Genomic DNA, 21,292 nt, shown 5'->3' with positions numbered 1-21,292 from the left:
CGCGAGTGGGAACGCGGCTTGCTGACGCCGTTAGATTGAGCGATACACTAGCCGCCTGATTCCACTTGCAGGCTGTCGCTCCTTCGCACTTTGGACGGCATACCGCCCATGAAAACCATCCTGGTCGTGGACGATGAGTTCGACATTCTCACGGTCTGGCAACTGTTGCTGGAGCGGCACGGCTATACCGTGCAGACGGCGTCAAACGGGACCGCTGCCCTTGAACAGATCTACAAAACCCGGCCCGACATCATCGTGTCGGACTGCATGATGCCTGGTATGTCGGGGCCGCAACTGTGCGCCGCGCTGAACGACGCCCTCGATCTGCGCGCCATTCCGATCATTCTGTGCAGCGCCGCCGCGGATATCCCCGTGCAGCTGAATCCCACCATCGCGTACGCGCGCAAGCCGCTTTCATTCGACACCCTGCTCGCGATGCTGGAGCGGATGACGGTTTGACGACTAGGTAAAACCCCGAATTCCTGACAAGCACCACACGGACTAATCTCGGCACACTTATTAAATAGAACGTCGTTCTCTCTGACAGAACTACGTAGGCAAGAGATACTCAAAGGAGGATTCCATGGCAAGCCTGCCGATCGACGCACCCGGCGCGTCGCCCGATTCAAGCACCGGTGCGCAGGGGCTCACACCGGGCGTCAACGCGCGCATCGACCGTCTGCCCGCGACGCGCGCGATATGGATGCTGATTTTCCTGCTCTCGATCGGCGGCTGGTTCGAGTTCTACGATCTGTTTTTCACCGCCTATGTCGGCCCCGGCCTCGTCAAAAGCGGGCTCTATGCGACAACGACCGCATCGTTTTTTGGAGTATCAGGACTGGGTGCCTTCGTGGCGGCGTCGTTCGCAGGGCTCTTCATCGGCACGTTCTTTCTGGCGGGCATGGCGGATCGCTATGGCCGCAGAACCGTGTTTACCGTTTCGCTGCTGTGGTACTCCGCAGCCACGCTGATCATGGCGCTGCAAACCAGCGCGCCGGCCATCAACCTGTGGCGCCTGATCGCGGGCATCGGCGTGGGCGTCGAACTGGTGACGATCGACACCTATGTCAGCGAACTCGTGCCGAAACACTTGCGTGGCCGCGCGTTCGCTTTCGTTCATCTGGTGCAGTACACCGCCGTGCCGTCAGTCGCCTTGCTGGCGTGGTGGCTGGTGCCGCAAACGCCGTTCGGTATCGACGGCTGGCGTTGGGTCGTGATCATCGGCGCGCTCGGCGCGGTGGTTGTGTGGGCAATTCGCCGGCGCGTGCCGGAAAGCCCGCGTTGGCTCGCGCAGCAGAGCCGTGCCGCCGAAGCAGAACAGGTTATGCAAGCGCTCGAAGCAAAAGTCGCAAAGCAATACGGCAAGCCATTGCCCATCCCTGTACCGGCTCTCGAACCGGCCACCACCAAGGCCGCCTTCCGCGAAATCTGGCAGCCGCCGTATCGCAAACGCGCGATCACGATGCTTGTGTTCAACCTGTTCCAGGCGATCGGCTTCTACGGTTTCGCGTCATGGGTGCCGACCCTGCTGGTGTCCAAAGGCGTGACGATCACGCACAGCCTGATGTATTCGTTCGTCATCGCGATCTCGAATCCGTTCGGACCCCTGATCGGCATGGCGATCGCGGACCGCATCGAACGTAAAACCTTGATCGTGTTGTCGGCACTCGGCATCGCCGTGTTCGGCAGCCTGTTCGCGACGCAAACCTCGCCTGCCATGCTGATGACGCTCGGTGTCCTGATCACGCTCTCCGGCACGCTGCTCTCGGTCGGCTATCACGCGTACCAAACCGAGCTGTTCCCCACGCGTTTGCGGGCACGCGCCGTGGGGTTCGTTTACTCGATGTCGCGTTTATCCGCGATGTTCTCCGGCTTCATGATCGCCTTCGCGCTGCGCCACTTCCAGGTGCCTGGCGTGTTCGCGTTGATCACGGTGTCGATGGTGATGGTGATGGGCGCGATCGGCATCTTCGGGCCACGCACCAACAATCGCAATCTCGACGAAATTTCGCATTGAACGAATTGAACGCATTGAACAAGAGGCTTCAAAGATGACACTGCCGTTGACTGGAGTGCGGGTACTGGATTTGTCGAATGTATTAGCGGGACCGTTTTGCGCGTATCAACTCGCGCTGCTCGGTGCGGAAGTGACCAAGGTCGAGCATCCCGAAGGTGGCGATCTTGCGCGGCGTCTGGGCGCCGACAAGGAAGCGTCGACGCGCAACATGGGGGCCTCGTTCGTTGCGGTGAATGCGGGCAAGCAGTCGATCACGCTCAATCTGAAAGACCCGCGCGGCAAGACCATTTTGCGCGAGCTCGTCAAAACCGCGGATGTGCTGGTCGAAAATTTCCGGCCGGGTGTGATGACGCGGCTCGGCCTCGATTTCGACGCGCTGCGCGAGGTGAATCCAAAGCTCGTGTATTGCGCGATCTCCGGCTTCGGTATGGACGGCGAGTTCTCGAAACGCCCTGCCTACGACCAGATCATCCAGGGCATCTCGGGTGTGATGAGCGTAACGGGCGATGCGGGCAGCGCGCCGTTGCGCGTCGGCTACCCGGTATCGGATACGGTGGGCGGTCTCACCGCTGCGTTCGGCATCTGCGCGGCGTTAGTCGATGCCCGCGCGAGCGGACACGGCCGCATGCTCGACGTCTCGATGCTGGAAGCCACGCTCGCCACAATGGGCTGGGTCGTGTCGAACTATCTGAACGCCGGTGTCACGCCCAAGCCGATGGGTAACGAAAATTTCACGGCCGCGCCTTCGGGCACCTTCAAAACCGGCGACGGGCCGCTCAATATCGCCGCGAACGAGAACAAGCAGTTCGCGAGCCTATGCCATCTGATCGGCCGCGCCGATCTGCTCGACGACCCGCGCTATTCCGAGCGCAACGCGCGCAAAGCGAATCGCGCGGCATTGAAGGCCGAAATCGAAGCAGCGCTGGCGAGCGACAGCGCGACGAACTGGGAAGCCAAATTCTTCGAAGCAGGCGTGCCGGCCGGGCGCGTGATGTCGGTGCCGGAGATTCTCGCGCACCCGCATCTGCAATCGCGCGAGTTCATCCACGAATTCGCCGGCGACGGTACTAGCAAGCGGCAACGCGTCACCCGTGCGGGCTTTCGTCTTTCCGATGCGGATACGGCGCCGACCACACCTGCGCCGGTCCTATCGGCCCATACGCGCGAACATCTTGCTTCGATCGGATACGACGACGCGCAAATCGACCATCTACGCTCCGAAGGAGTGATCTGAATATGACGCAAACATTCGACGCCGCCAAGCTCGCCGCCGAGTACTGGAGCACTTCGATCATCGATATTCATCCAGGCTCGATCAAGGTGCGCGGATTCCCGATTCAGGAGTTGATCGGCAACGTCAGTTTTCCGCAGATGATCTGGCTGATGCTGCGCGGTGAGCTGCCAGATGCCGCGCAAGCGCGTTTGTTCGAGGCGGCGCTGGTGGCATCGGTGGATCACGGCCCGCATGCACCGTCGATTGCAATTTCGCGGATGGCGACCAGTTGCGGTTTGCCGTTGAACGGCGCGATGGCCTCGGCGATCAATGCTTTGGACGACGTACACGGCGGTGCCGGTCAGCAAGCGGTCGAACTTTACGACTCGATCGCCGAAGGTATGCAAGCGGGCGCCACGTTGGAAGAAGCCGTCGAGCAAGGCGTCGATGCCTTTACCGCCGAGCATGGCAAGTATTTGCCTGGTTTTGGGCACCGGTTTCATCCGGTCGATCCCCGGGCTATCCGGCTACTTGCACTCGTGGACCAAAGCGTCGAACAGAAAAGTATCAGCGGACAATACGCCGCTATCGCGCGCGGAATCGAAGCGCTCCTCAAGCAGCGCAAGAATAAACCCGTGCCGATGAATATCGACGGTGCAACCGCCGTGATCTACGCGGAACTCGGCTTTGCGCCGGAGCTGGCACGCGGGGTGTTCTGCCTGTCACGCGCGGTCGGCATTCTCTCGCATGCCTGGGAGCAACGCGGGCGCAACGAGCGCAACAAAGGCCCGATGCCGCGCCAGATGAGCTACACCTATACAGGCAAGCCCGAGCGTCACCTGTCCTGAACTTCGGCCGCGTGCTGCTGCGCGTTGCGCATGGCGCACGAGTCGCCACCTAACGCATCTGTTGCGCGCGCGGCGCAATCGAACAACGCGCCGAGATTGCGCTCGAGGAACGCCTGATCGATGCGTGAACTCGGGCCCGCGAGCGTCAGCACGCCACGCAAACTCTGACGCACACCGAATACCGGCATCGAAATCCCGGCCGTCTCCCGATCGCGCTCGCCGATCGACACACAGTAGAAGTCCTCGCGAATCTTGTCGTACGGCGCGCCCGGCATGCCGCCGAACGCCAGCAGCGCATGGCCGCCCGAGCCGCTTTCCAGCGGAAGCACGTCGCCTTCGCGCACGTGAAATCGCACCGCATGCGTGGAGTCCACCCGATGCAGACACACGCGCACGGCCTCGTCGCGCACATAGAAGGACACGCTTTCGCCGCTCGTTTCCGCGAGTTCGCGCATCAACGGCACCAGAATGTCGCCAACGTTCAGGCTGCGCTGATACAGCGCGCCGAGCATGAAGGTCGCGGAGCCGAGTTGATAGCGGCCGTCGTCCAGACGCAGCAGCAGGCGGTGCTGGATCAGCGAGCCCGCGAGCCGCAACAGCGTGCTCTTGTAGAGCCCCGTGCGCGCCGCCAGTTCGGCGAGCGTGAGCGCGGTGTCCTCCGGCCGGAAGGCGAACAGGATCGCGCAAGCACGATCGATGACGGCAACGCCCTCGCTTTCCTTTGAGTTTGATTTGTCCGCTGGCGTTGGCATGAGTTGGCGTCGATCACGTTGCTTCATTTCGAAGCTGAAATTTTACGCCATGACGCGGGGCTGTCATACCAGTCAGTGGTTCTTCGAGGGCGAAACGGTCGGAAAACAAGGGCTGGACGGTGAAAACACGTCGGAACACCGCGCAGCACGCACCTCGAATGCACCTTGAGACGATTGAGCCATTTGTTGAGCCGCCCCCGCATTCACCGCTTTACCACGGCCTTTTACAGTGCGTTATCGAACGCGCAAAGCCGGAGTGCCAGACCCTCGGAGCGCGTCGCAACGTTTCGGAGGATAGGTGATGAACAGCAATCGTGGCACGATTCCCGTTTCTTTCTTCGGGATCGCGGTGGGCGCCCTGGCGTTCGCCAACTTGTGGCGCGTAGCGATCAGAGTGTGGCATCTGCCGGCGGTCGTCGGCGACACGTTGACGATCGTATCGCTTCTGGTATGGCTGGTCGTTCTGCTCGCTTACGGGCATAAGTGGCTGACGAACTCAGCCGAGGCTCGTGCGGAAATGCAGCATCCGGTGCAATCGTCGTTTGCGGCGCTCGGGCCGGTTTCCAGTTTGCTGGCCGCGCAGCTGTTGCAGCCTTATGCGCACGCGGTTGCAGTTGCGCTGTTTGGTGTGGCGGTGGTGGCCCAATTGGCAGTTGGCGTGTACCTGCATGGACAGCTCTGGCAAGGCGGCCGCAAACCTGAACTGATCACGCCGGCTATTTATCTGCCGACCGTGGCGTCGAATTTTGTCGCGGGCACGGCGGCTGCCGCCTTCGGTTTTCATCAGCTGGGCGGGTTGTTCTTCGGCGCCGGTGTGCTGTTGTGGCTTGCAATCGAATCGCTGATTCTGCAGCGCGCCGCCGTGCATGAGCCGCTGCCTGAAGCCCTGCGTCCTATCCTTGGCATACAACTCGCGCCGCCGGTAGTGGGTGGGGTGACGTACCTGAGCCTGAGCAGCGGAACGCCCGACCTGATCGCGCTGATCCTGCTCGGCTATGGGCTCTATCAGGTGTTGCTGCTGTTGCGCCTGCTGCCGTGGATTCGCCAGCAAGCCTTCGTGCCGGGATACTGGGCGTTCAGCTTCGGCGTCGCCGCATTACCCACCATGGCGATCCGCATGGTCGAACGAGGTGCAACGGGTCCGCTCGAATGGCTCGCGCCGGTTCTGTTCGTCGTGGGGAATCTGGTGATCGGAATTCTGGTGGTAAAGACGCTTGGGTTGCTGGTGCGAGGCAAGTTGATTCCTCCCGCAGTTGCCCCTCAGCCGGTAGCTCGAATTCCGGCTGACTCGCGTATCGCGAGGATCAGCTAGGAACCCTATTTTTTTCGGAAGGCGCAGCACGGTCGAGTCTGAACACACGATAAAGAGATGCCTTTTGTCTGGACAGCAAAGATAAAATTCCGATCTTCTCGGATGCCTGTCAGGCACAAATACAAGGGCATCAATGAGCAGATTTGTACGATTTGATCTGTCGGTAGAGTTGGTAACGGAATTGCTGCAGAGACACAAAAGAGGTCACCTCAAAGACAGCGACTACCGTCACCAGGTGCTCATCGGTCGTTTCACGAAGGAAGCTCTGACAGCAATCAACATCCCTGATCGTGCCGTTGTCTCGTCCGTCCGCCTTCTCGTCAAAATCATGGAGAAGCATGGTCTTCCTCCCGAAACGGTAGCCTCGCTGCGAGAACTGATCCTTAAACCCGTCGCGGTGTATGAGTCAGCCACTGAGCGCGATAGCATCGTGGTCGTTACGATCGAAATGCCCGAGGGTATCAATCCTCTGCTTGTCGCGATCCGCATCGACGTGCCGGACTCAGTAAACAAGCCGAACATGCACTGGATGGTGAACACCTATACGAAGGATGATCCTGCGATCGTCAAGCGCTGGGAGGCGAATGGACTTCTGATCTGCAAGCGCGAGCCGGTGGTCGAAGTCATGACCGCACCGGTAGCCTAGCCGGAAGAAATTCAGCCGTCTGGACCAAAGCCTAGGCCGAAAATGCAAAAAGGCCGCGACGCGGCCTAGAAATGAAAATGCCTAAGTCCACGGATAGCCGACCGCCTGCTGCTAGTCAGGTATTTATCGTAGCCCTTAGGCGAACTAGATTATCTGCTCCGATGGTCGTTTTGTCAAACGACACCCATGACATCCTCACGCTGACAACTAACTTGCGTCAACGCAACGCCATCACAATCAACACGGCACCCACCACCGCCATCGCGTCTTCGATCAGCGCGGCCGGCAAGTCGCGACCAAACGCGCCCGCTAACGCTCCTCTCACCCTCGCGCCGCCCAAGGTGCCAGTTACCGCGCCCACTATCCCCGCAATCAAACCACCCAGCAAGCCGCCGTGGGCGGCCCCGATCGCCGCGCCGCACAATCCCCCCAGCACGATACGCGTGCCAAATTGCATCGGCACGGTACGGCTAGGCGTTGTCGGCAGTTGATCGGTAATCAGTTCGACGATCGCCAGCACGGTGAAGATGTACGGTGTGGCCGTGAAGCCGAGAAATGCCAGCGGTGTGTCCTGCAGCGGCAACCAACCCAGATGCGCAGCCCAACTGACGGCCGCGGGCGCGGTCATCGCGCGAAGGCCGGCTACTACGCCAATGAGCAATGCGAGGACATAGATAGACATAGGGGACTCCGAACCAAGGCCAGTACTACGCGGTTGGACAGGCCGACGGCTTACCCGGAAGAACGTCGACGGAAGGTGTCAAGCATTCACTTGGACAGTCAACTTCTCGCCGCGTCAGTCGAGGCCAATCGGCACTTGCAAGTTCGTCGCCCCTTCGGTGTGGCCCTAGTGTCGCACGATTCGACTTTCAGCCGTATACGACGGACGTGGGCCGCTTTGTCTCGATGGCCGGCGTGCTTGCGCGGCCATCAGTTCACCCACTGATCGCACCCACAACCATCAAACCGACGCCGCCACCAGTGCGCCGACGTTTGCAATCGCCGCATTGCAGCGCGCCGCGTCGCCGCTCGTCTCGGTGAGGTAGACCGCCACGAGAATCGGCCCGCGTCCCGGCGGCCAAAGAATCGCGACGTCGTTTGCCGTGCCGTGGTCCCCCGTGCCGGTTTTATCGCCGACACCCCAATCCTTCGGCAGCTTCGCGCGAATCCGTTCGCCGCCGGTCTGGTTAGCGGCGAGCCAGGCCAGCAGTTGCGCACGCGACGAAGCGGACAAGCGCTCGCCCAGCAACAGTTCGCGCAGATTGCCGAGCATGGCGTTGGGCGTGGTGGTGTCGCGCGGATCGCCAGGTGTCGCTGCGTTTAGCGTCGGCTCGTTGCGGTCCAGGCGCGTGATGCCATCGCCGATACAGCGCGCGAACGCGGTCAACGCGACGGGGCCGCCAAAGCTCGCCAGCAGCAGATTGGCCGCGGTGTTGTCGCTGAGCGTAATGGCCGCCTTGCACAAGTCGGCGACGCTCATCCCCGCCTCACCGGTACGCTCGCGGGTGTGCTGGCTGGTGGCCGGCGAGTACGGTACAAGATCGCTGTTGGAAAACACAACGCGCCGCTCCAGGTTTTCCTGTCCGTGATCCACGCGCGTCAGCACAAAACCCGCCGCCAGCAGCTTGAATGTGCTGCACATCGGAAAACGCTCGTCCGTCCGTAGACCGGCATGCAATCCGGACGTCGTATCGACGATCGAAACGCCGAGCCGCCCGCCGCTTTCCGCTTCGATCTGCGCGAGCCGCTGACGGATCGCGTCCGCTTTGGCCACGCCGCCGCCCTGCTTTGCAGCGCCCGCCGTCACCACTTTCCCGAGCGCGCCGCCGCTTCCAACCGCAACCCCAGCTATCGAAACGCCGAGCATCGCGCCCGCGAACTTCCGTCTTGTGATCATCGCCGCTCCTTATGTGAAGCCGAAACTATCGGTTTTTCGGCGTCCGCTGGCAAACGATGATAAGTTAGTCGATCCCCTAGAAAATCTTATGCTTCCGCCATGAGACCGTATCTCCCGTTGAATGCGCTGCGCGCCTTCGAGTCTTCCGCCCGGCATCTGAGCTTTACGCGCGCCGCGCTCGAATTGAACGTCACCCAGGCGGCCGTGAGCCAGCAGGTCAGGACGCTGGAGGAACGGCTGGGCACCGCCCTCTTCAAACGTCTGCCGCGCGGATTGGCCATGACGGACGAAGGCCTGGCGCTACGCCCTGTTCTCACCGATGCATTCGATCGCATCGAAGCCGTGCTCAAACAGTTCGACGGCGGCCACTTTCACGAGGTGTTGACGGTCGGCGTGGTGGGCACCTTCGCGGTAGGCTGGCTGATGCCGCGGCTCAAGTCGTTTCGCGACGCGCATCCGTTTGTCGAACTGCGGCTGCTCACGAACAACAATCTGGTCGATCTCGCCACCGAAGGCCTCGACTTCGCGATTCGTTTCGGCGACGGCACCTGGCCAGGTTCACTCGCCACCCGGCTGCTCGACGCGCCGCTTGCGATCCTGTGTGCGCCTGACATCGCCAAACGACTGTCCGAACCCGCGGATCTCGCCAACGAGACCTTGCTGCGTTCCTATCGCGTCGACGACTGGGCGACCTGGTTCAGAGCGGCCGGCATTCCGCCGCGGCCGATTCGCGGACCGGTGTTCGATTCGTCGCGGCTCATGGTGGAAGCGGCCATGCAGGGTGCGGGTATCGCACTGGCGCCGGCGCTGATGTTCGATCACGAGATCAACACGGGCCGGCTGGTGCGCCCATTCGAGGTGGAAGTGCATGCCGGCAACTACTGGCTGACGTGGTTGAAGGGCAAACCAAAGACGCCGGCGATGCTGCTGTTCAGTCAGTGGATCGTCAAGGAAGCGGCCCTGCACGCACAAAGCACGCAAAGTTAGCACACTGCCGCGCGGTGATGACCGTTCATCGCGGGACGCTCGGCTTGCGGCGGAAACACGTTCCATGAGCCGTCGTCATGACGGAAAAAGAAGATCGACAGCAAGCCGCCCGGCCGCAGTGCTTCCACGCAAACATAGCGCCGATGCTGCGACGCGCTGTGGCAAAACCGCACGACACGCGCAGGCATCGACGGCGTCGGTGCGAGCCATTTGTCGACGGCCCAGTGCAAGGTTTTTTCTACGGCAACCATGATACGCTCCTTGAATCCTTGAATGCCTCAACGCGTTCCTGCCCGCTCATGCGAGTTGGGCGGCAACCTGACCATCGTTCGCCGCGCGTTCGACAAACGCCTTCACCAGACACACCAGCGTGTGCATGCCGGCGCGGGGATGCCTTAAGCAGCAATGCACCTGTTCGCTGCGGCTTTCGCCAAGCAGGCACCACGCGCAGAAGTGTTCGCAGTTATTCGTCAGCAGGCGGTAATGGTTTTCGCCGAGGCGGGAGCGCGCACGGCGCACGGCTTCATCGCCGACGTAGCGAGCACTCGGCGTCGAGCGGATGACCAAAGGACGACCGGCGGCGAAGCGGGTTAATTCCACTTCCTCCACCGGGCCGCGATGCGCCGAGGTTGCGAAGCCCGCGTAATGGACCACGCGGCCATTGCCGACGTAAATGCCGTGATGTTCGTAGCCGCACCGTTGCGTCACGAGATGCGCGCCGATCGGCAGGTCGATGGTCGACGTTTCGCTGCTGCCTGCGTCGTAGCCTTCGCTGCTCGTCGGGAGAGAATTCGTGTTCATGACCGGCCTCGCTTCAATATCCAACACTGTTGCGAGATCTTTTGCATCATCCGGGCCAGGCGCGGAAAAGCCTTTATTTAAAGGGATGGCGTGCATTTCGAGGGGTGTTGAGCACAGCAGATGTCCGTTGTGAGCCGACAGAAATCAAGCCAATGTGTTGGCCCGTGTCGATCTTTTTTGGGCGCTGGTGGGTGGCTCTCAGGCGTATCCGCGAGCATTCGAGAGTCTGGTCAATGTGTTGGGTCATGCACCGGTGCCTGCGCCATAATGTTGGCTGCATCCCGACCTCTGCACCGCCGCATGAACATGCGTTGCCTGCGCAAACACCCGGAAGCGCCGCCCAATCAACGCGTTACGAGAAAGCGTGCGCGCGAGCCGCACATTGGCATAGCACTTGCACTATCTCGTCCAGATCCTTTTTAACCGCGCGCCCGACGCACGCGGCCAACCGGAGAACGACATGGCTTCCATTACTGTGAACGACCTCTCGCTCAACCTCGCGCTCGACCGCAAAGCGATGGCGGCGATCCGCGGCGGCGGCGGTGCGCCTTGGGTGTACGGCTGGATTCAGCCTTATGTGCGGGAAACGCCGAGCATTGGTCCGGTCGTGAACCTGTACGACATTTCGAACAACTTCTATGCTAACCAGATGATCAACACGTTCCAGTCGGTGGATGTGCGCAACACCGGCGCGAACTCGAACATCAACGTCGCCCCGGACGCGCGCAGCAGAAACGATACGGTGTAGCCCCTGTGACCTGTCCGAGCCAATTTCGATGGACGTCGTCCGCGCGTTCCGACGTGGGACGCGTCCGTGAAATCAACGAAGATGCCTGCCTCGCCCAGCCCGAACCCGGGCGCTGGGCCGTCGCCGACGGCATGGGCGGGCATGCGGTCGGCGATCTGGCGAGTCGCCTGGTGATCGATGCGCTGAGCCGGCTCGCGCCGCCGCTCGCCATGAAAACCTGCATTGCCGACGCGCGCGCACGACTGCAAACGGCCAATCGCCAACTGCGCGAGGAAGCCGCGCGCCGCCAGGTGCAACGGATTGGCAGCACGATAATTGTTCTGCTCGCGTGCGACCGTTTCTGCGGCTATCTATGGGCCGGCGACAGCCGCCTCTATCTATACCGCGAAGGACAATTGCGGCAACTCACGCGCGATCATAGTCAGGTGGAGGAACTCAAGGCGCTCGGTGTGATTACCGACGAAGAGGCACGGCACCACCCAGCGCAGCACATGATCACGCGCGCGGTCGGCGCCACGGATGTACTCCAACTCGATGACGATGCAATCGAAGTCGCGAACGGAGACGTCTTCCTGCTATGCAGCGACGGCCTGAGCAACGAAGTCACCGATGCGGAAATACTGGCGGTACTGACCACGGTGGCATGCGAGCGAGCATCCGACGAACTGGTCGAATTAGCCATCGCGCACGGCGGACGCGACAACGTCACCGCGGTGGTGGTGCAAGCCGAAGACCCGTATGCGTCCGACAAAACCCTGCTGAACCCCGGGCCTTGAAAGCACGAGTGCAAAAGCGCAGCGTTGGGTTGAATAAGCTATCAGTACCTTGCCGGCATCTCATTCCAGAAACCCGGCTTTAACTATCGCTGTCTTCTTCATCGTGCTCGTCAGAACCGTTTTTGCCCACGGGCAGCGCATTGCGGTTGCGAAAATCCTTTGAGTGCAGCCCATGCTTCTTCAGAAGCATTTGCAGATGCGAGCGGTTCATATCGATACGCCGGGCCAGTTCCGCGACCGTGCCGCTCACTTCACGCAAGCCACGCTCCAGGAAGGCTTTTTCCGCGTCGTCGCTCGCGGCGCGCTTCGCGTCGCTTAGCGACATCAGATTCGCCACGCTGATCGGCTCCTGTCCCGTCGTTGTGGCCACATGAGACGAAGCTGGGGCTGAACCGGGCGCGGCCGGCCGCATATCCACCGGCAGATGATCGATATCCGCCACCTCGCCCGCCAGACACGAGACGCGATACATCACGTTGCGCAGTTCGCGAATGTTGCCCGGGTACGCATAGTTCAGCAGAAAGTCCCGCAGACGCGGGGTCAATCTGACGGGCCTGCGCTTTAGCGTACCGGCGGCCTCGTCGCCGAACCACGCAATCAGCAGCGGAATCTCGTCGCGCCGCTCGCGCAGCGGCGGCAACGTGACGTGAATCACGCTGAGACGGTAGAACAAATCCTCGCGGAACTTGCCCTCTTCACTGAGTTGCCGCAGATTGCGATTGGTCGCCGCGACAATGCGCGTATCCACGGCGATCGTTTCATCGGAGCCCACGCGCTGAATCTCGTGCGCTTCCAGCACGCGCAGCAGCTTGACCTGACCGGCCAGCGGCAACTCGCCGATTTCGTCGAGAAAGATCGTGCCGGTATGCGCGCTTTCGAATTTACCCTTGCGGTCATTCGAGGCCCCCGTGAACGCGCCCTTGCGATGACCGAACAATTCCGATTCCAGCAGATTGTCCGGAATCGCGCCGCAATTCACGGAGCTAAACGGCTTGTCCGAGCGCGAACCGTTCGCATGAATCACCTTCGCCATCAGCTCCTTGCCGGTGCCGCTCTCGCCGTCGATCAACACCGGCAAATCGGTCGGCGCCGCCTTCTCGGCGATTTCGAGCGATTCGAGCAGACGCGGATTGTCGCCGAACGTGCCTTCGAAAATGAAACTGCGCTCGATCAACGCCTTTCTGCGCGCGCCCCGAGATTGATCCGCAGAAGCGGCAGGCTTGGCAGCCGTTGCGGCCTGGACAAAGCGCTCCTTGTGCGAGAGTTGCATGACCTCGTCACGCAACGAGGTGGCTTGCCGGAGCAGCTTGTCGATATCGGCGCGCTCGAGCCGGGACGACCAGCGCAGCGTGGAACGCAAAATCTCGATGCGTTCGATCAAGCCCGCGTACGAAATCGCCGGACTGAGCTCTTCTACCTGGTCGAGGATCTTCATCATGCACTCAACTGTTTCTGGACCAACTGGTAGTACATGCCGCCGCGCCGGATCAGTTCATCGTGACGGCCCTGTTCGACGATCGCCCCTTCGTACAGCACCAGAATCTTGTCCGCACGCATGATGGTGCTGAGCCGATGCGCAATGATCACCGCCGTTCGGCCCTTCAGAATATCGTGCATGTTGCCGAGAATATTGCTTTCCGATTGCGAGTCGAGCGCCGAGGTTGCTTCGTCGAAAACCAGCAGACGCGGGTCGTGATACAGCGCCCGCGCAATGCACAGCCGCTGGATCTGCCCACCGGATAGACCAATGCCGCGTTCGCCGACAATCTGCTCGTAGCCGAGCGGCATCTTGCTGATAAACGCGTGCGCGTCGGCCATCTTCGCGACTTCTTCGATGCGGCGCCGTTCGGGCGCGTCGTCGCCGCTGGCAATGTTCTCCGCAATCGTGCCGGAGAACAGCAGATTGCTCTGCATCACATAGCCGATCTGCGCGCGGTAATAGGCCTTATCGACCACGCCGAGGTCGTAGCCGTCGATCGTCATCTTGCCCTCGGTCGGCGCGTAGAAGCCCACCAGCAGCTTGGCGAGCGTGGTCTTGCCCGAACCGCTGCGGCCTACAATCGCCACCAGTTCGCCGGGCTTGATGTCGAAGCTGATATTTTCCAGCACATAGGCCGAATCGTTCTCGCCGTAGCGGAAATAAACCCCGTTGAGGCTGATTTCGCCCTGTAGTTCAGGCAGCATCACACGCGACGGCAAATCCTGCGGCTTCTGTTCCGGCTCGATATCGAGCACGTCGCCGAGACGTTCCATCGCCACGCCCGCGTCGTTCAACATGCTCCACAAACCGACCAGTCCCATTAGCGGACCCAGCACGCTGCCCATAAACGCATTGAATGCGATCAGCTGACCAATGGTCATTTCGCGCGCCAGCACCAGATTCGCGCCGACCCAAAGGATGGCGATCGTGGTCGCCGCGTTCAGCAACTGGCTGCCAAGCCCAACGAGAATGCTGAAGGCATGGGCCCGATATTGCACTTCGAGCGCCTTCGCGTATTTCTTCTCCCAACGCAACCGGACCGGCCGTTCTATGCCCATGCCCTTGATGGTCTCAACACCGGCGAGCGCTTCCATCAGAAACGACTTCGATTCAGTCGAGGCCGTGAACACCTCACGCGCGTAGTTCTTGATCTTAGGCGTGGCGAGCGCGGTCAGCGCCATGATCGGGATCACGAACGCGATCAGCACGAGCGTCATCTTCACGTTGTAGACAAACATGATCGTGAAGTAGATAAACACCATCAGCAGATTCAGCGCGGTGGTGACGGTGGATTCGGTGAGAAAGGCGCGGATCGTCTGGTTCTCCTGGAAGCGCGCGAAGATGTCGCCAGTCTTGCGTTTCGCGAAAAACGAAAACGGCAGCGACATGGTGTGCTTGAAGAACTGCGACATCATCGCGAAGTCCATATTGCGCACCATGAAATTCGCGAGATACGCGCGAATCGACGACATCAGTTGCGAAAACACATTGGCAATGATCAAGCCGCCGATCAGCAGATGCAGCAGGCTGACGTTCTGATGCACGATCACGCCGTCGAGAATATTCTGGATTATCAGCGGCGGAATTACACCGAGCACCTGAATGACGAAGGTGGCAAGAAACAGGTGGCCGAGAATCTTCTTGTAGGGCCTGAGATAGCCGACAAAGCGTATCCACGGCGAACGCGCGGCCGACATCTGCAAAAGATTCGCACCGCCGGTAAAGAGCAAACACGTGCCGCTCCAGCCGCGCTCGAAATCCTCAACCGTCATTTTTCTGAAGCCGAGTGCGGGGTCGGCAACCCACACGTATTCCTTGGAAAGCCCGTACACCATGACATAGTGATATCCCTCCCAATGCACGATGAAGGGCAGATCGAAGCCGCGCAAGGAATCGAATGTGCATTGCACGCCGCGCGCGGTAAAGCCGAGCGATTCGCCCGCGCGCGCGAGACTGTCGAGCGTTGCACCTTGCGTCGTGACGTTGGCGAGTTCGCGCAGCTTACCGAGCGTCATCGGTATGTTGTAGTGGCGGCACACCATGGCGAGACACGCGGCGCCGCAATCCATCTCTTCAGCCTGTTCGACCAGCGCAAAGCGCTTGATGACCTTTTCGCCGAACTCGGGTTTGGTCTGCAAGTCGAGCATCAGCGGCAACTTGCGCCGCTGTTCGAGGCGCTTTTGCCGCTGCAATTCGCGGTCGCCGTAACGAATCCGCTCATCCAGAACTTCGCGCAGCTTCGGATTGCGCTCCAGAATGAAATGGACAGTGCGCTCCGGGATCACCAGGAGCCGCGTATCGGTCGTTGCCACCGCCGAGGCCATTTGCTCCTGCCGCATCAAACACGCTTTCTCGCCGAAGATTTCGCCTTCACCTAGCGTTGCGAGCGTGTAGTCGTGACCTTCCTCATGACGGACAATACGCACTCCACCCTGCCGCACCACGTAGAGCCGCCGGTCGTCGCGCCCATCCTGCTTGAGAATTTCCTTGCCTGCGGCCACCCTTTTTACGCCGACGCTGCGCACATATTCTTCGAGTTCCGCCTTGTTGAGCTTGCCGCGCAGATCGAACAACTGCGCGACGAAACCGCCGGCCGAACTGATCGCCACATAACTCGCGATAAATGCCAACGCGGCCTGATTGCCGGCGAGCACCGGCTCGATCGCGGCGCGAGGAATGAACAGCAACTCGGTTTTCGCCGACGACCGCACCGAGGCCTCATGCACATACGCGCGCAACATCGCGATGTCGGCGAAAATCTCGCCGGCCTTGCGCACGCCGATGCTGGTCTCCTTGCCATGTTCCTCAGTGAAAATGCGTACCGAGCCCGAACGCACCACGTAAAGACCGTCAGCCGTCTCGCCTGTCGAGCACACCGTTTCGCCGAACGAATAGAAACGGGCCTGCGCATATTCGGCAAGACGCTCGATCTCATCGCGCGAAAACGGCGAAAGGATTTCCACCGAGGTGAGAAACTCGGCAGCGGAGGGCGCGGTCTGGGGTGCATCCATGTGCTTGCGGACCTCGGTTCGGTTTTACGTTGCGATGCGAAACACGCGGCTAGCGCGCTTCGATCACATGCTCCTGCGCGCGCGCAATCAGCCAGCTCTCACGCAGCAGGCGCCTGACTTCGGCGGCCACATCGGCGTCGAGCGTCGCCGGATATTTCGCCGTCACGGCAAAAATCTCGAAGCACGAGCGATCCGCCGAAGGAAACGGTCCGAGCAGATCGCCCACCGCCGCGTTGAAAATCTTCGCTTCAGTGTCAGGTTTCAACGATCCGCGCAGCACCTTGCCGATCACGCCGCCCGCTTCGCGCGTATCCGCGATTGAATGCTCGCGCGCCATGTCGGCGAAACTGTCCGGATCGTCGTGCAGGTACGAGATCATTTCCTTCGCCTTGCCCTCGCTGTCGAGCACGATATGGCTCACTTCGATCGCGTCGAACTTCGGCGAATTCAGTGCGAAGTAATCTTTGATCGCCGCCTCGTTGCCCACCACGTCGAGCATTTTTTCCTGATGCAGCCCGTCGGTAATGAACGCCTCGAACTCGTCGAGACTCACGCCGAGCGCGTCGAGGTACTGATTCATATCCGTCGCGCGATGCAGCCCGCGCACGCGGCGGAACTGATCGGCGCGCTGCTGGATTTCGTCCGCGGTGACGGCAATGCCCTGCTTTTTCGCCGCATGCACCGTGAGCTTGTCGCGCACGATCTGCTCGATCAGGCTATCGAACTGCCCGGTCAATTTCAGCAGACGAATGAACTCGGCAACGTCCACGACTTCGTCATCGATTCGCACTATCGCGGTCATGTCATCCGCTCCTTTTTTGATTGACGTGTAATCGGCGCGCTCAACCCGCCACCTGCCTGAACGGATCGAGGCCCAGGTCGATCAGGCGCCGTTCGCGCACCACGATCTCCGCGCTCGCCGTCATGCCGTAGCGCAGCGGATAGCGGGTGTCGGCGATCTGGTAGTAGTTCTTATCGAGCGTCACGCGGCCTTCGTACACCGGCTGCTTGTCCTGCAAGGACGGCTTGGTAGCCGGCGAAATATAGGCGAGCGTGCCGTTGATCAACCCGTAGCGCTGGTACGGGAATGCATTGAATTTCAGCTTCACCGGCTGGCCCTCGTGCAGAAAAGCACGATCGTGTTCGGCGATTTCGATCTTCAGTACCGGCTTCGCATCTTTCGGCGCGATGCCGCCGAGCGGCGCGTTCGCCTGGATCTTGTCGCCCCGCTGCGTAGAGGTCACGTCGGTGATAACGCCGGAGACCGGCGCGAGGATCAGCAGGAAATTGTCTTTGTCGATGTTCTCGAAACGGATGCGCGCGGCGGCTTCGGCCACGAGGCGCGCGGTCTGCAATTGCAGGCGCAGCTTGTCTTCCGCGTCGGTGATGTCGCGAACAGCCGAGTCGTACTGGAGTTGCAGGTCGGTGGTCTGCTGCCCGCTGGTTTCGAGTTGCGCATTAGCCTGCGCGTATTCGTGGCTCAGGCGGAAATCCAGCTCCGCGAGTTTCGATTGCGCGACCCGGTAGGCGTTATCCGCTTCCATCGCAGCGGTTCGTTTCTGTTCCACCTGCAACTCGGCGATCCCGCCGCCGCCCGGCTGCGCGAAAAGCTGCGAGTAGCGGTCCAGTTCCTGACGCGCCGCCTCGCGCACGCGGCGCGCGTTGTCGAGCGCGCTGCGGGCTTCGTCGAGTTCGGCCTTCTGGCCTTCGGCGAGCTTGGTGGTGCCTTCGGAAATGCGATTTTCGTGCAGATGCGCTTCCACTTCCATCTGCGAGTTGAGTGCGGCCGCCTTGCGCTCCATCAGCGCCTTCTTCGCCGGGAACTGCTTCCAGTCGCGCTCGGCGTCTTCGAGCTTGAGCTGCGCCTGCAGCGCGTTGCTCGCCGCCTCGATCGCCCCGCGCGCATTCAGCCGCGCCAGCACGTCACCCTTCGAGACCGGCTGCCCCTCGGCGATGTACAGATCGGCGAGCTCGCCGTCGATCGGCGCATAGATGCGGCGCACCTCCGATTCCGGCGAAAGCGTGCCTTGCGCGCTGACGATCACATCCGCGCGCCCCACGAACGACCACAGCAAGCCGGCCACCACCAGTGCGACCATCGCCCAGATCAGCGCACGGGCGAGCCGCACCGGCTCGGAGGTCAGAATCGCGATGCCTTCGACGCTGTGGTCCTCCAGCGCCTCCGACAAGGGCTTAAGGTGACTGTCGCGTTTCACTCTGCTCGCCTCCGATCAACGCCAGCTTCGCCTTCAATAGCCCTGGGTCCAGCACCATGCGCAGCTCGGTGAGCGAGCGACGCTGCAAATCCGCTTCCGCTTCGATATCCGCGAGCAGACGGTCGAAGTCGGCGGGATGATCCGCCTTCAGTTGCGTGTAGATCCGCATGCCCTGTTGCGCGGCGGACTGCGCGTCGGACAGCAGACGCGCCTCGCTACGAAAGCCGGGCGATATTCCCGCTTCCAGCCGTTGTGTGCCGCCGATCGGACCGCTTGCCCGATACTGCTTCCAGAGGCTCTGCGCGCGCAGCAGCAGGTCTTGCGCGCGGGCCAGCGCTTTGTCGTGCAAAGCGGCGACGTCTTTCTGGATCGATTGCACGAACCACGCGTCCGCGGTCGGATCGAGGCTGGCGTAGAACGACAGCAAGCGTTCGTCGTAATCCTTGCCACCGCGGGTTTTCTGCAAGTCGGCGAACTGCTCGAGCAACGCTTTCTTGTGCGCCAGTTCCGCGGCGATCACATCGGACCACGGCCCGGCAGGCATGGCCTGCAAGTCGCCCAGCGCCTGCTGGGTATCGCCGCGCTGCCACGCCGCGCTCGCCGCGTCGTGACGCTGAATGACGTCCGGCGACGGCAGGCGGCTTGCGGCCAGTTGCTGAAACTGCGCCTGAAATGGCGGCGTGCTAAAACGCACCGTTTTCAGCAAGACGAGCAACGGCGTCAATTGCCGGCTGAGCGCGGCGTTCAGCACGTCGGCGTAGTGGCGCAAATCTTCCCGTACGCGATCGAGCCCGGCGAGACGCGGATAGCGCTGCGCATAATCGTCGAGGACAGCAGGCAGCGCGTCTGGCTTGTCGCGTGCCAGCTCGGTGCGAATGGTGCCGTTCAGGCGGTCGATGGCGGCCAGATACACCGAGTCATCGCTTTCCAGTTTTCGCAAATGGCTCAGCGCCTGCGCGTACGGCTCCGCAAAAACGGGCACATAGGAGGCGATGCGGTCGAGTGCGCGCTGATGGCTCCTCGCGTCGTCGTCCCAGCGTTGCAGCAGGCCGTTGATGGTGGCCTCGTCGGCGTACATGCGGATCGGCGCGTCCACCCCGCCGCGCCGCGTCACGAAGCGCTCCAGGTCGCCCACCCATTGCAGTTCGCCGACGAGAGAGGCAGCGTCTGCGTTGGTCGCGCTCAACGATCTCATCTCCTTGAGCAGCGCGTCGGCCTGGTCGAACTGCGCTTTTTGCAGCGCGTTCAGCCAGTTAGGGAGTTTCGCCTTCAGAAGCGCTTCGCTCGCCAATGCGCTGACTTTTGTGTCGGCGGGATGGTCCGCCAGATAGCCATTTGCCGCCGTCACCGCACTGGTGTAATCGCCGCTTGCCAGCATGTTTTTCAAGTCGCGCTCCGATGAGCCGCGCAGGTAAAGCGTCAGCGCGATGGCCACCAGAACGGCGAAGACCGCGCCACCCCACCACGCGGCGCGACGCTCCATCATGTGATCGCCACCGGCAAAGGCGTTACGGAGTTCGCCCGCGAGCAGACGCCAACGCTGCGATCGGCCCTTTGCTGCGTTCGTGCCATGTGAGCCGTTTGTGCCATTTACGCCGTGCGTGCCGTTTGTTTTGCTAGTTCCGCTCGTGCCATTCGCGACGTTCGCACCGCCTGTCGGCGTGTCGCGCTTCGCATGCGCGGAGGCGGCCTGCGCCGCCTCGTTGACCTCGTCTTCGCGTTGCAGCCATGGGTCGACGCAAAAGATATCGAGGAACGAATGCGCGGCGCCAACGAAGGTGGTTTTATCGGCGTCGGCAGCTTCGTCGGCAGCGGGATTAAGGCATAGCTGGGTCACGGTCGGCTCGACTTCAGGAGGTTTTTGCAACGTCACCCTGTAGACGAAGTGGTCGCCGCCAAATGCAAGGAGATCCCCCTCCACAAGCGGTAGCGCGGTTTCGTCGAGCCGCTTTCCCCCGACGAATGTGCCGTTGGTGCTGCCCAGATCTTCGAGGTAGAATTCACCGCTCTTCAGAAAGATGTGCGCGTGCCGCCGCGAGATGTAGTTAACCTGATGCGGATAGCGATCCTTGTAGCGCGAGAAAATTTCATCCGCTTTGCTGATGAGAAACGGGAACGCCTGCACCTCGATCGGCTGAAGCCCGAGGTCGTCGCGCTGCGGTACCAGCAACAAACCCGGTGCGGGCGTCGCGCTAGCAGCGGCGACGATCCGCGCGCGCGGCTCGATACCCACGCGATAGCAGAGCTCGCCGCCAAAGCACAATTCGTCGCCGGCACGCACCCGTGCGGGGGCTTGCCGCACGGCCACGCCGTTGAGTGTCGTGCCGTTCTTGCTGCCAAGGTCGGCGACATAGACGGCGCCGTGCTCCGTGAAAATCCGCGCATGGCGGCGCGACAGGCGGGTAATGTGCTCGGCGGGGTAGTCGGTGAACGGCACCTCGCTGCGGCCGATCGCGAAGAGGTTGTCGACGATCCGGATCGCGTCCAGTGCGGGACGCTGCGCGGACGCAACCGGCGACAGCACCACGTCGAACGTGGCGTCCAGTGTCGCGCGCATCTCAGCAATCGGAGCTTCGCCGGCGGTCATT

The 21,292-nt window shown here is 61.5% G+C and carries 19 protein-coding genes; 9 read left to right on the top strand and 10 right to left on the bottom strand.

All coding sequences use genetic code 11. The features are described 5' to 3' along the window. Window positions 1–108: 108 nt before the first annotated feature. The 4 genes from B0G76_RS19890 (at window position 109) to B0G76_RS19875 (ending at window position 4,078) form a co-directional block, all read left to right on the top strand. Entirely contained in the window at window positions 109–459 is a 351-nt protein-coding gene (locus B0G76_RS19890) for a response regulator (protein ID WP_120294091.1), read from the top strand. 124 nt (window positions 460–583) lie between these two features. After that, window positions 584–2,017, top strand: coding sequence for an MFS transporter (locus B0G76_RS19885; RefSeq protein WP_120294090.1), 1,434 nt, complete (start codon window positions 584–586; stop codon window positions 2,015–2,017). A gap of 34 nt (window positions 2,018–2,051) precedes the next feature. Continuing rightward, window positions 2,052–3,251 (top strand): CaiB/BaiF CoA-transferase family protein, encoded by a 1,200-nt coding sequence (locus B0G76_RS19880; protein WP_120294089.1) that lies wholly within the window; start codon window positions 2,052–2,054, stop codon window positions 3,249–3,251. Between the two features lie 2 nt (window positions 3,252–3,253). Then, window positions 3,254–4,078: a citryl-CoA lyase gene (locus B0G76_RS19875; protein WP_120294088.1), complete on the top strand. Its 825-nt coding sequence runs from the start codon at window positions 3,254–3,256 to the stop codon at window positions 4,076–4,078. Here B0G76_RS19875 and B0G76_RS19870 read toward each other — a convergent pair. Then, window positions 4,066–4,830 (bottom strand): IclR family transcriptional regulator, encoded by a 765-nt coding sequence (locus tag B0G76_RS19870; protein WP_120294087.1) that lies wholly within the window; start codon window positions 4,828–4,830, stop codon window positions 4,066–4,068. The genes B0G76_RS19875 and B0G76_RS19870 overlap by 13 nt on opposite strands. Window positions 4,831–5,131: 301 nt before the next feature. On the opposite strand from B0G76_RS19870, the gene tehA reads away from it, so the two are divergent. Both tehA and B0G76_RS42500 read left to right on the top strand, forming a co-directional pair. After that, window positions 5,132–6,142 (top strand): dicarboxylate transporter/tellurite-resistance protein TehA, encoded by a 1,011-nt coding sequence (tehA, locus tag B0G76_RS19865; protein ID WP_120294086.1) that lies wholly within the window; start codon window positions 5,132–5,134, stop codon window positions 6,140–6,142. A gap of 133 nt (window positions 6,143–6,275) precedes the next feature. Further along, complete coding sequence (locus tag B0G76_RS42500; RefSeq protein ID WP_147394067.1) at window positions 6,276–6,788, top strand: hypothetical protein; 513 nt, start codon at window positions 6,276–6,278, stop codon at window positions 6,786–6,788. A 217-nt stretch (window positions 6,789–7,005) separates the two neighbouring features. Here B0G76_RS42500 and B0G76_RS19850 read toward each other — a convergent pair whose 3' ends face one another. Together B0G76_RS19850 and bla are read right to left on the bottom strand one after the other, a co-directional pair. Then, window positions 7,006–7,470: a DUF4126 family protein gene (locus B0G76_RS19850; protein ID WP_120294083.1), complete on the bottom strand. Its 465-nt coding sequence runs from the start codon at window positions 7,468–7,470 to the stop codon at window positions 7,006–7,008. A gap of 279 nt (window positions 7,471–7,749) precedes the next feature. After that, window positions 7,750–8,685 carry a class A beta-lactamase gene (gene bla, locus B0G76_RS19845; RefSeq protein ID WP_120294082.1) on the bottom strand — a complete coding sequence of 312 codons (936 nt, stop codon included), beginning with the start codon at window positions 8,683–8,685 and terminating at the stop codon, window positions 7,750–7,752. Between the two features lie 99 nt (window positions 8,686–8,784). Between bla and B0G76_RS19840 the strand changes: the two genes are divergently transcribed. Then, the gene (locus B0G76_RS19840; RefSeq protein ID WP_120294081.1) at window positions 8,785–9,672 is read left to right on the top strand and encodes a LysR family transcriptional regulator; all 888 of its coding nucleotides are present in this window, start codon (window positions 8,785–8,787) and stop codon (window positions 9,670–9,672) included. On the opposite strand, the gene B0G76_RS19835 is transcribed toward B0G76_RS19840, so the two are convergent. Beyond that, window positions 9,669–9,923, bottom strand: coding sequence for a hypothetical protein (locus tag B0G76_RS19835; protein ID WP_120294080.1), 255 nt, complete (start codon window positions 9,921–9,923; stop codon window positions 9,669–9,671). The genes B0G76_RS19840 and B0G76_RS19835 overlap by 4 nt on opposite strands. 46 nt (window positions 9,924–9,969) lie before the next feature. Then, a complete protein-coding gene (locus tag B0G76_RS19830; protein ID WP_120294079.1) occupies window positions 9,970–10,473 on the bottom strand; it encodes a lecithin retinol acyltransferase family protein in 504 nt (167 codons plus the stop codon). A 460-nt stretch (window positions 10,474–10,933) separates the two neighbouring features. Here B0G76_RS19830 and B0G76_RS19825 point away from each other — a divergent pair, with 460 nt between their 5' ends. Then, window positions 10,934–11,221: a hypothetical protein gene (locus tag B0G76_RS19825; protein ID WP_120296566.1), complete on the top strand. Its 288-nt coding sequence runs from the start codon at window positions 10,934–10,936 to the stop codon at window positions 11,219–11,221. 5 nt (window positions 11,222–11,226) lie between these two features. After that, a complete protein-coding gene (locus tag B0G76_RS19820) occupies window positions 11,227–11,997 on the top strand; it encodes a PP2C family serine/threonine-protein phosphatase (RefSeq protein ID WP_120294078.1) in 771 nt (256 codons plus the stop codon). Between the two features lie 79 nt (window positions 11,998–12,076). Here B0G76_RS19820 and B0G76_RS19815 read toward each other — a convergent pair whose 3' ends face one another. Genes B0G76_RS19815 through B0G76_RS19795 form a run of 5 tightly spaced genes read right to left on the bottom strand, consistent with a single transcriptional unit; the run spans window position 12,077 to window position 21,291 of the window. Then, window positions 12,077–13,435 carry a sigma-54-dependent Fis family transcriptional regulator gene (locus B0G76_RS19815; RefSeq protein ID WP_120294077.1) on the bottom strand — a complete coding sequence of 453 codons (1,359 nt, stop codon included), beginning with the start codon at window positions 13,433–13,435 and terminating at the stop codon, window positions 12,077–12,079. After that, complete coding sequence (locus B0G76_RS19810) at window positions 13,432–16,488, bottom strand: peptidase domain-containing ABC transporter (RefSeq protein ID WP_120294076.1); 3,057 nt, start codon at window positions 16,486–16,488, stop codon at window positions 13,432–13,434. Before B0G76_RS19810 ends, B0G76_RS19815 begins: the two co-directional genes overlap by 4 nt. Window positions 16,489–16,537: 49 nt before the next feature. Further along, window positions 16,538–17,290 carry a peptidylprolyl isomerase gene (locus B0G76_RS19805; protein ID WP_120294075.1) on the bottom strand — a complete coding sequence of 251 codons (753 nt, stop codon included), beginning with the start codon at window positions 17,288–17,290 and terminating at the stop codon, window positions 16,538–16,540. A gap of 40 nt (window positions 17,291–17,330) precedes the next feature. Further along, window positions 17,331–18,704, bottom strand: a complete 1,374-nt coding sequence (locus B0G76_RS19800) for an HlyD family efflux transporter periplasmic adaptor subunit (protein ID WP_120294074.1) — start codon at window positions 18,702–18,704, stop codon at window positions 17,331–17,333. Then, window positions 18,682–21,291 carry an FHA domain-containing protein gene (locus B0G76_RS19795; RefSeq protein ID WP_120294073.1) on the bottom strand — a complete coding sequence of 870 codons (2,610 nt, stop codon included), beginning with the start codon at window positions 21,289–21,291 and terminating at the stop codon, window positions 18,682–18,684. Before B0G76_RS19795 ends, B0G76_RS19800 begins: the two co-directional genes overlap by 23 nt. Window position 21,292 lies beyond the last annotated feature (1 nt).

The sequence above is a fragment of the Paraburkholderia sp. BL23I1N1 genome (assembly GCF_003610295.1).
In the GTDB taxonomy this organism is placed as follows: Bacteria; Pseudomonadota; Gammaproteobacteria; order Burkholderiales; family Burkholderiaceae; genus Paraburkholderia.
This window is presented reverse-complemented; position numbering and strand designations above follow the sequence as displayed.

Bases quoted from the DNA above. Each gene is read 5' to 3' on its own strand.
- B0G76_RS19830 (WP_120294079.1), bottom strand. From the start codon at position 10,473: ATGAACACGAATTCTCTCCCGACGAGCAGCGAAGGCTACGACGCAGGC.
- B0G76_RS19885 (WP_120294090.1), top strand. From the start codon at position 584: ATGGCAAGCCTGCCGATCGACGCACCCGGCGCGTCGCCCGATTCAAGC.
- B0G76_RS19875 (WP_120294088.1), top strand. From the start codon at position 3,254: ATGACGCAAACATTCGACGCCGCCAAGCTCGCCGCCGAGTACTGGAGC.
- B0G76_RS19805 (WP_120294075.1), bottom strand. From the start codon at position 17,290: ATGACCGCGATAGTGCGAATCGATGACGAAGTCGTGGACGTTGCCGAG.
- B0G76_RS19870 (WP_120294087.1), bottom strand. From the start codon at position 4,830: ATGCCAACGCCAGCGGACAAATCAAACTCAAAGGAAAGCGAGGGCGTT.
- B0G76_RS19795 (WP_120294073.1), bottom strand. From the start codon at position 21,291: ATGACCGCCGGCGAAGCTCCGATTGCTGAGATGCGCGCGACACTGGAC.
- B0G76_RS19835 (WP_120294080.1), bottom strand. From the start codon at position 9,923: ATGGTTGCCGTAGAAAAAACCTTGCACTGGGCCGTCGACAAATGGCTC.
- B0G76_RS19840 (WP_120294081.1), top strand. From the start codon at position 8,785: ATGAGACCGTATCTCCCGTTGAATGCGCTGCGCGCCTTCGAGTCTTCC.
- tehA (WP_120294086.1), top strand. From the start codon at position 5,132: ATGAACAGCAATCGTGGCACGATTCCCGTTTCTTTCTTCGGGATCGCG.
- B0G76_RS42500 (WP_147394067.1), top strand. From the start codon at position 6,276: ATGAGCAGATTTGTACGATTTGATCTGTCGGTAGAGTTGGTAACGGAA.
- B0G76_RS19810 (WP_120294076.1), bottom strand. From the start codon at position 16,488: ATGGATGCACCCCAGACCGCGCCCTCCGCTGCCGAGTTTCTCACCTCG.
- B0G76_RS19825 (WP_120296566.1), top strand. From the start codon at position 10,934: ATGGCTTCCATTACTGTGAACGACCTCTCGCTCAACCTCGCGCTCGAC.
- B0G76_RS19890 (WP_120294091.1), top strand. From the start codon at position 109: ATGAAAACCATCCTGGTCGTGGACGATGAGTTCGACATTCTCACGGTC.
- B0G76_RS19850 (WP_120294083.1), bottom strand. From the start codon at position 7,470: ATGTCTATCTATGTCCTCGCATTGCTCATTGGCGTAGTAGCCGGCCTT.
- B0G76_RS19880 (WP_120294089.1), top strand. From the start codon at position 2,052: ATGACACTGCCGTTGACTGGAGTGCGGGTACTGGATTTGTCGAATGTA.
- B0G76_RS19815 (WP_120294077.1), bottom strand. From the start codon at position 13,435: ATGATGAAGATCCTCGACCAGGTAGAAGAGCTCAGTCCGGCGATTTCG.
- bla (WP_120294082.1), bottom strand. From the start codon at position 8,685: ATGATCACAAGACGGAAGTTCGCGGGCGCGATGCTCGGCGTTTCGATA.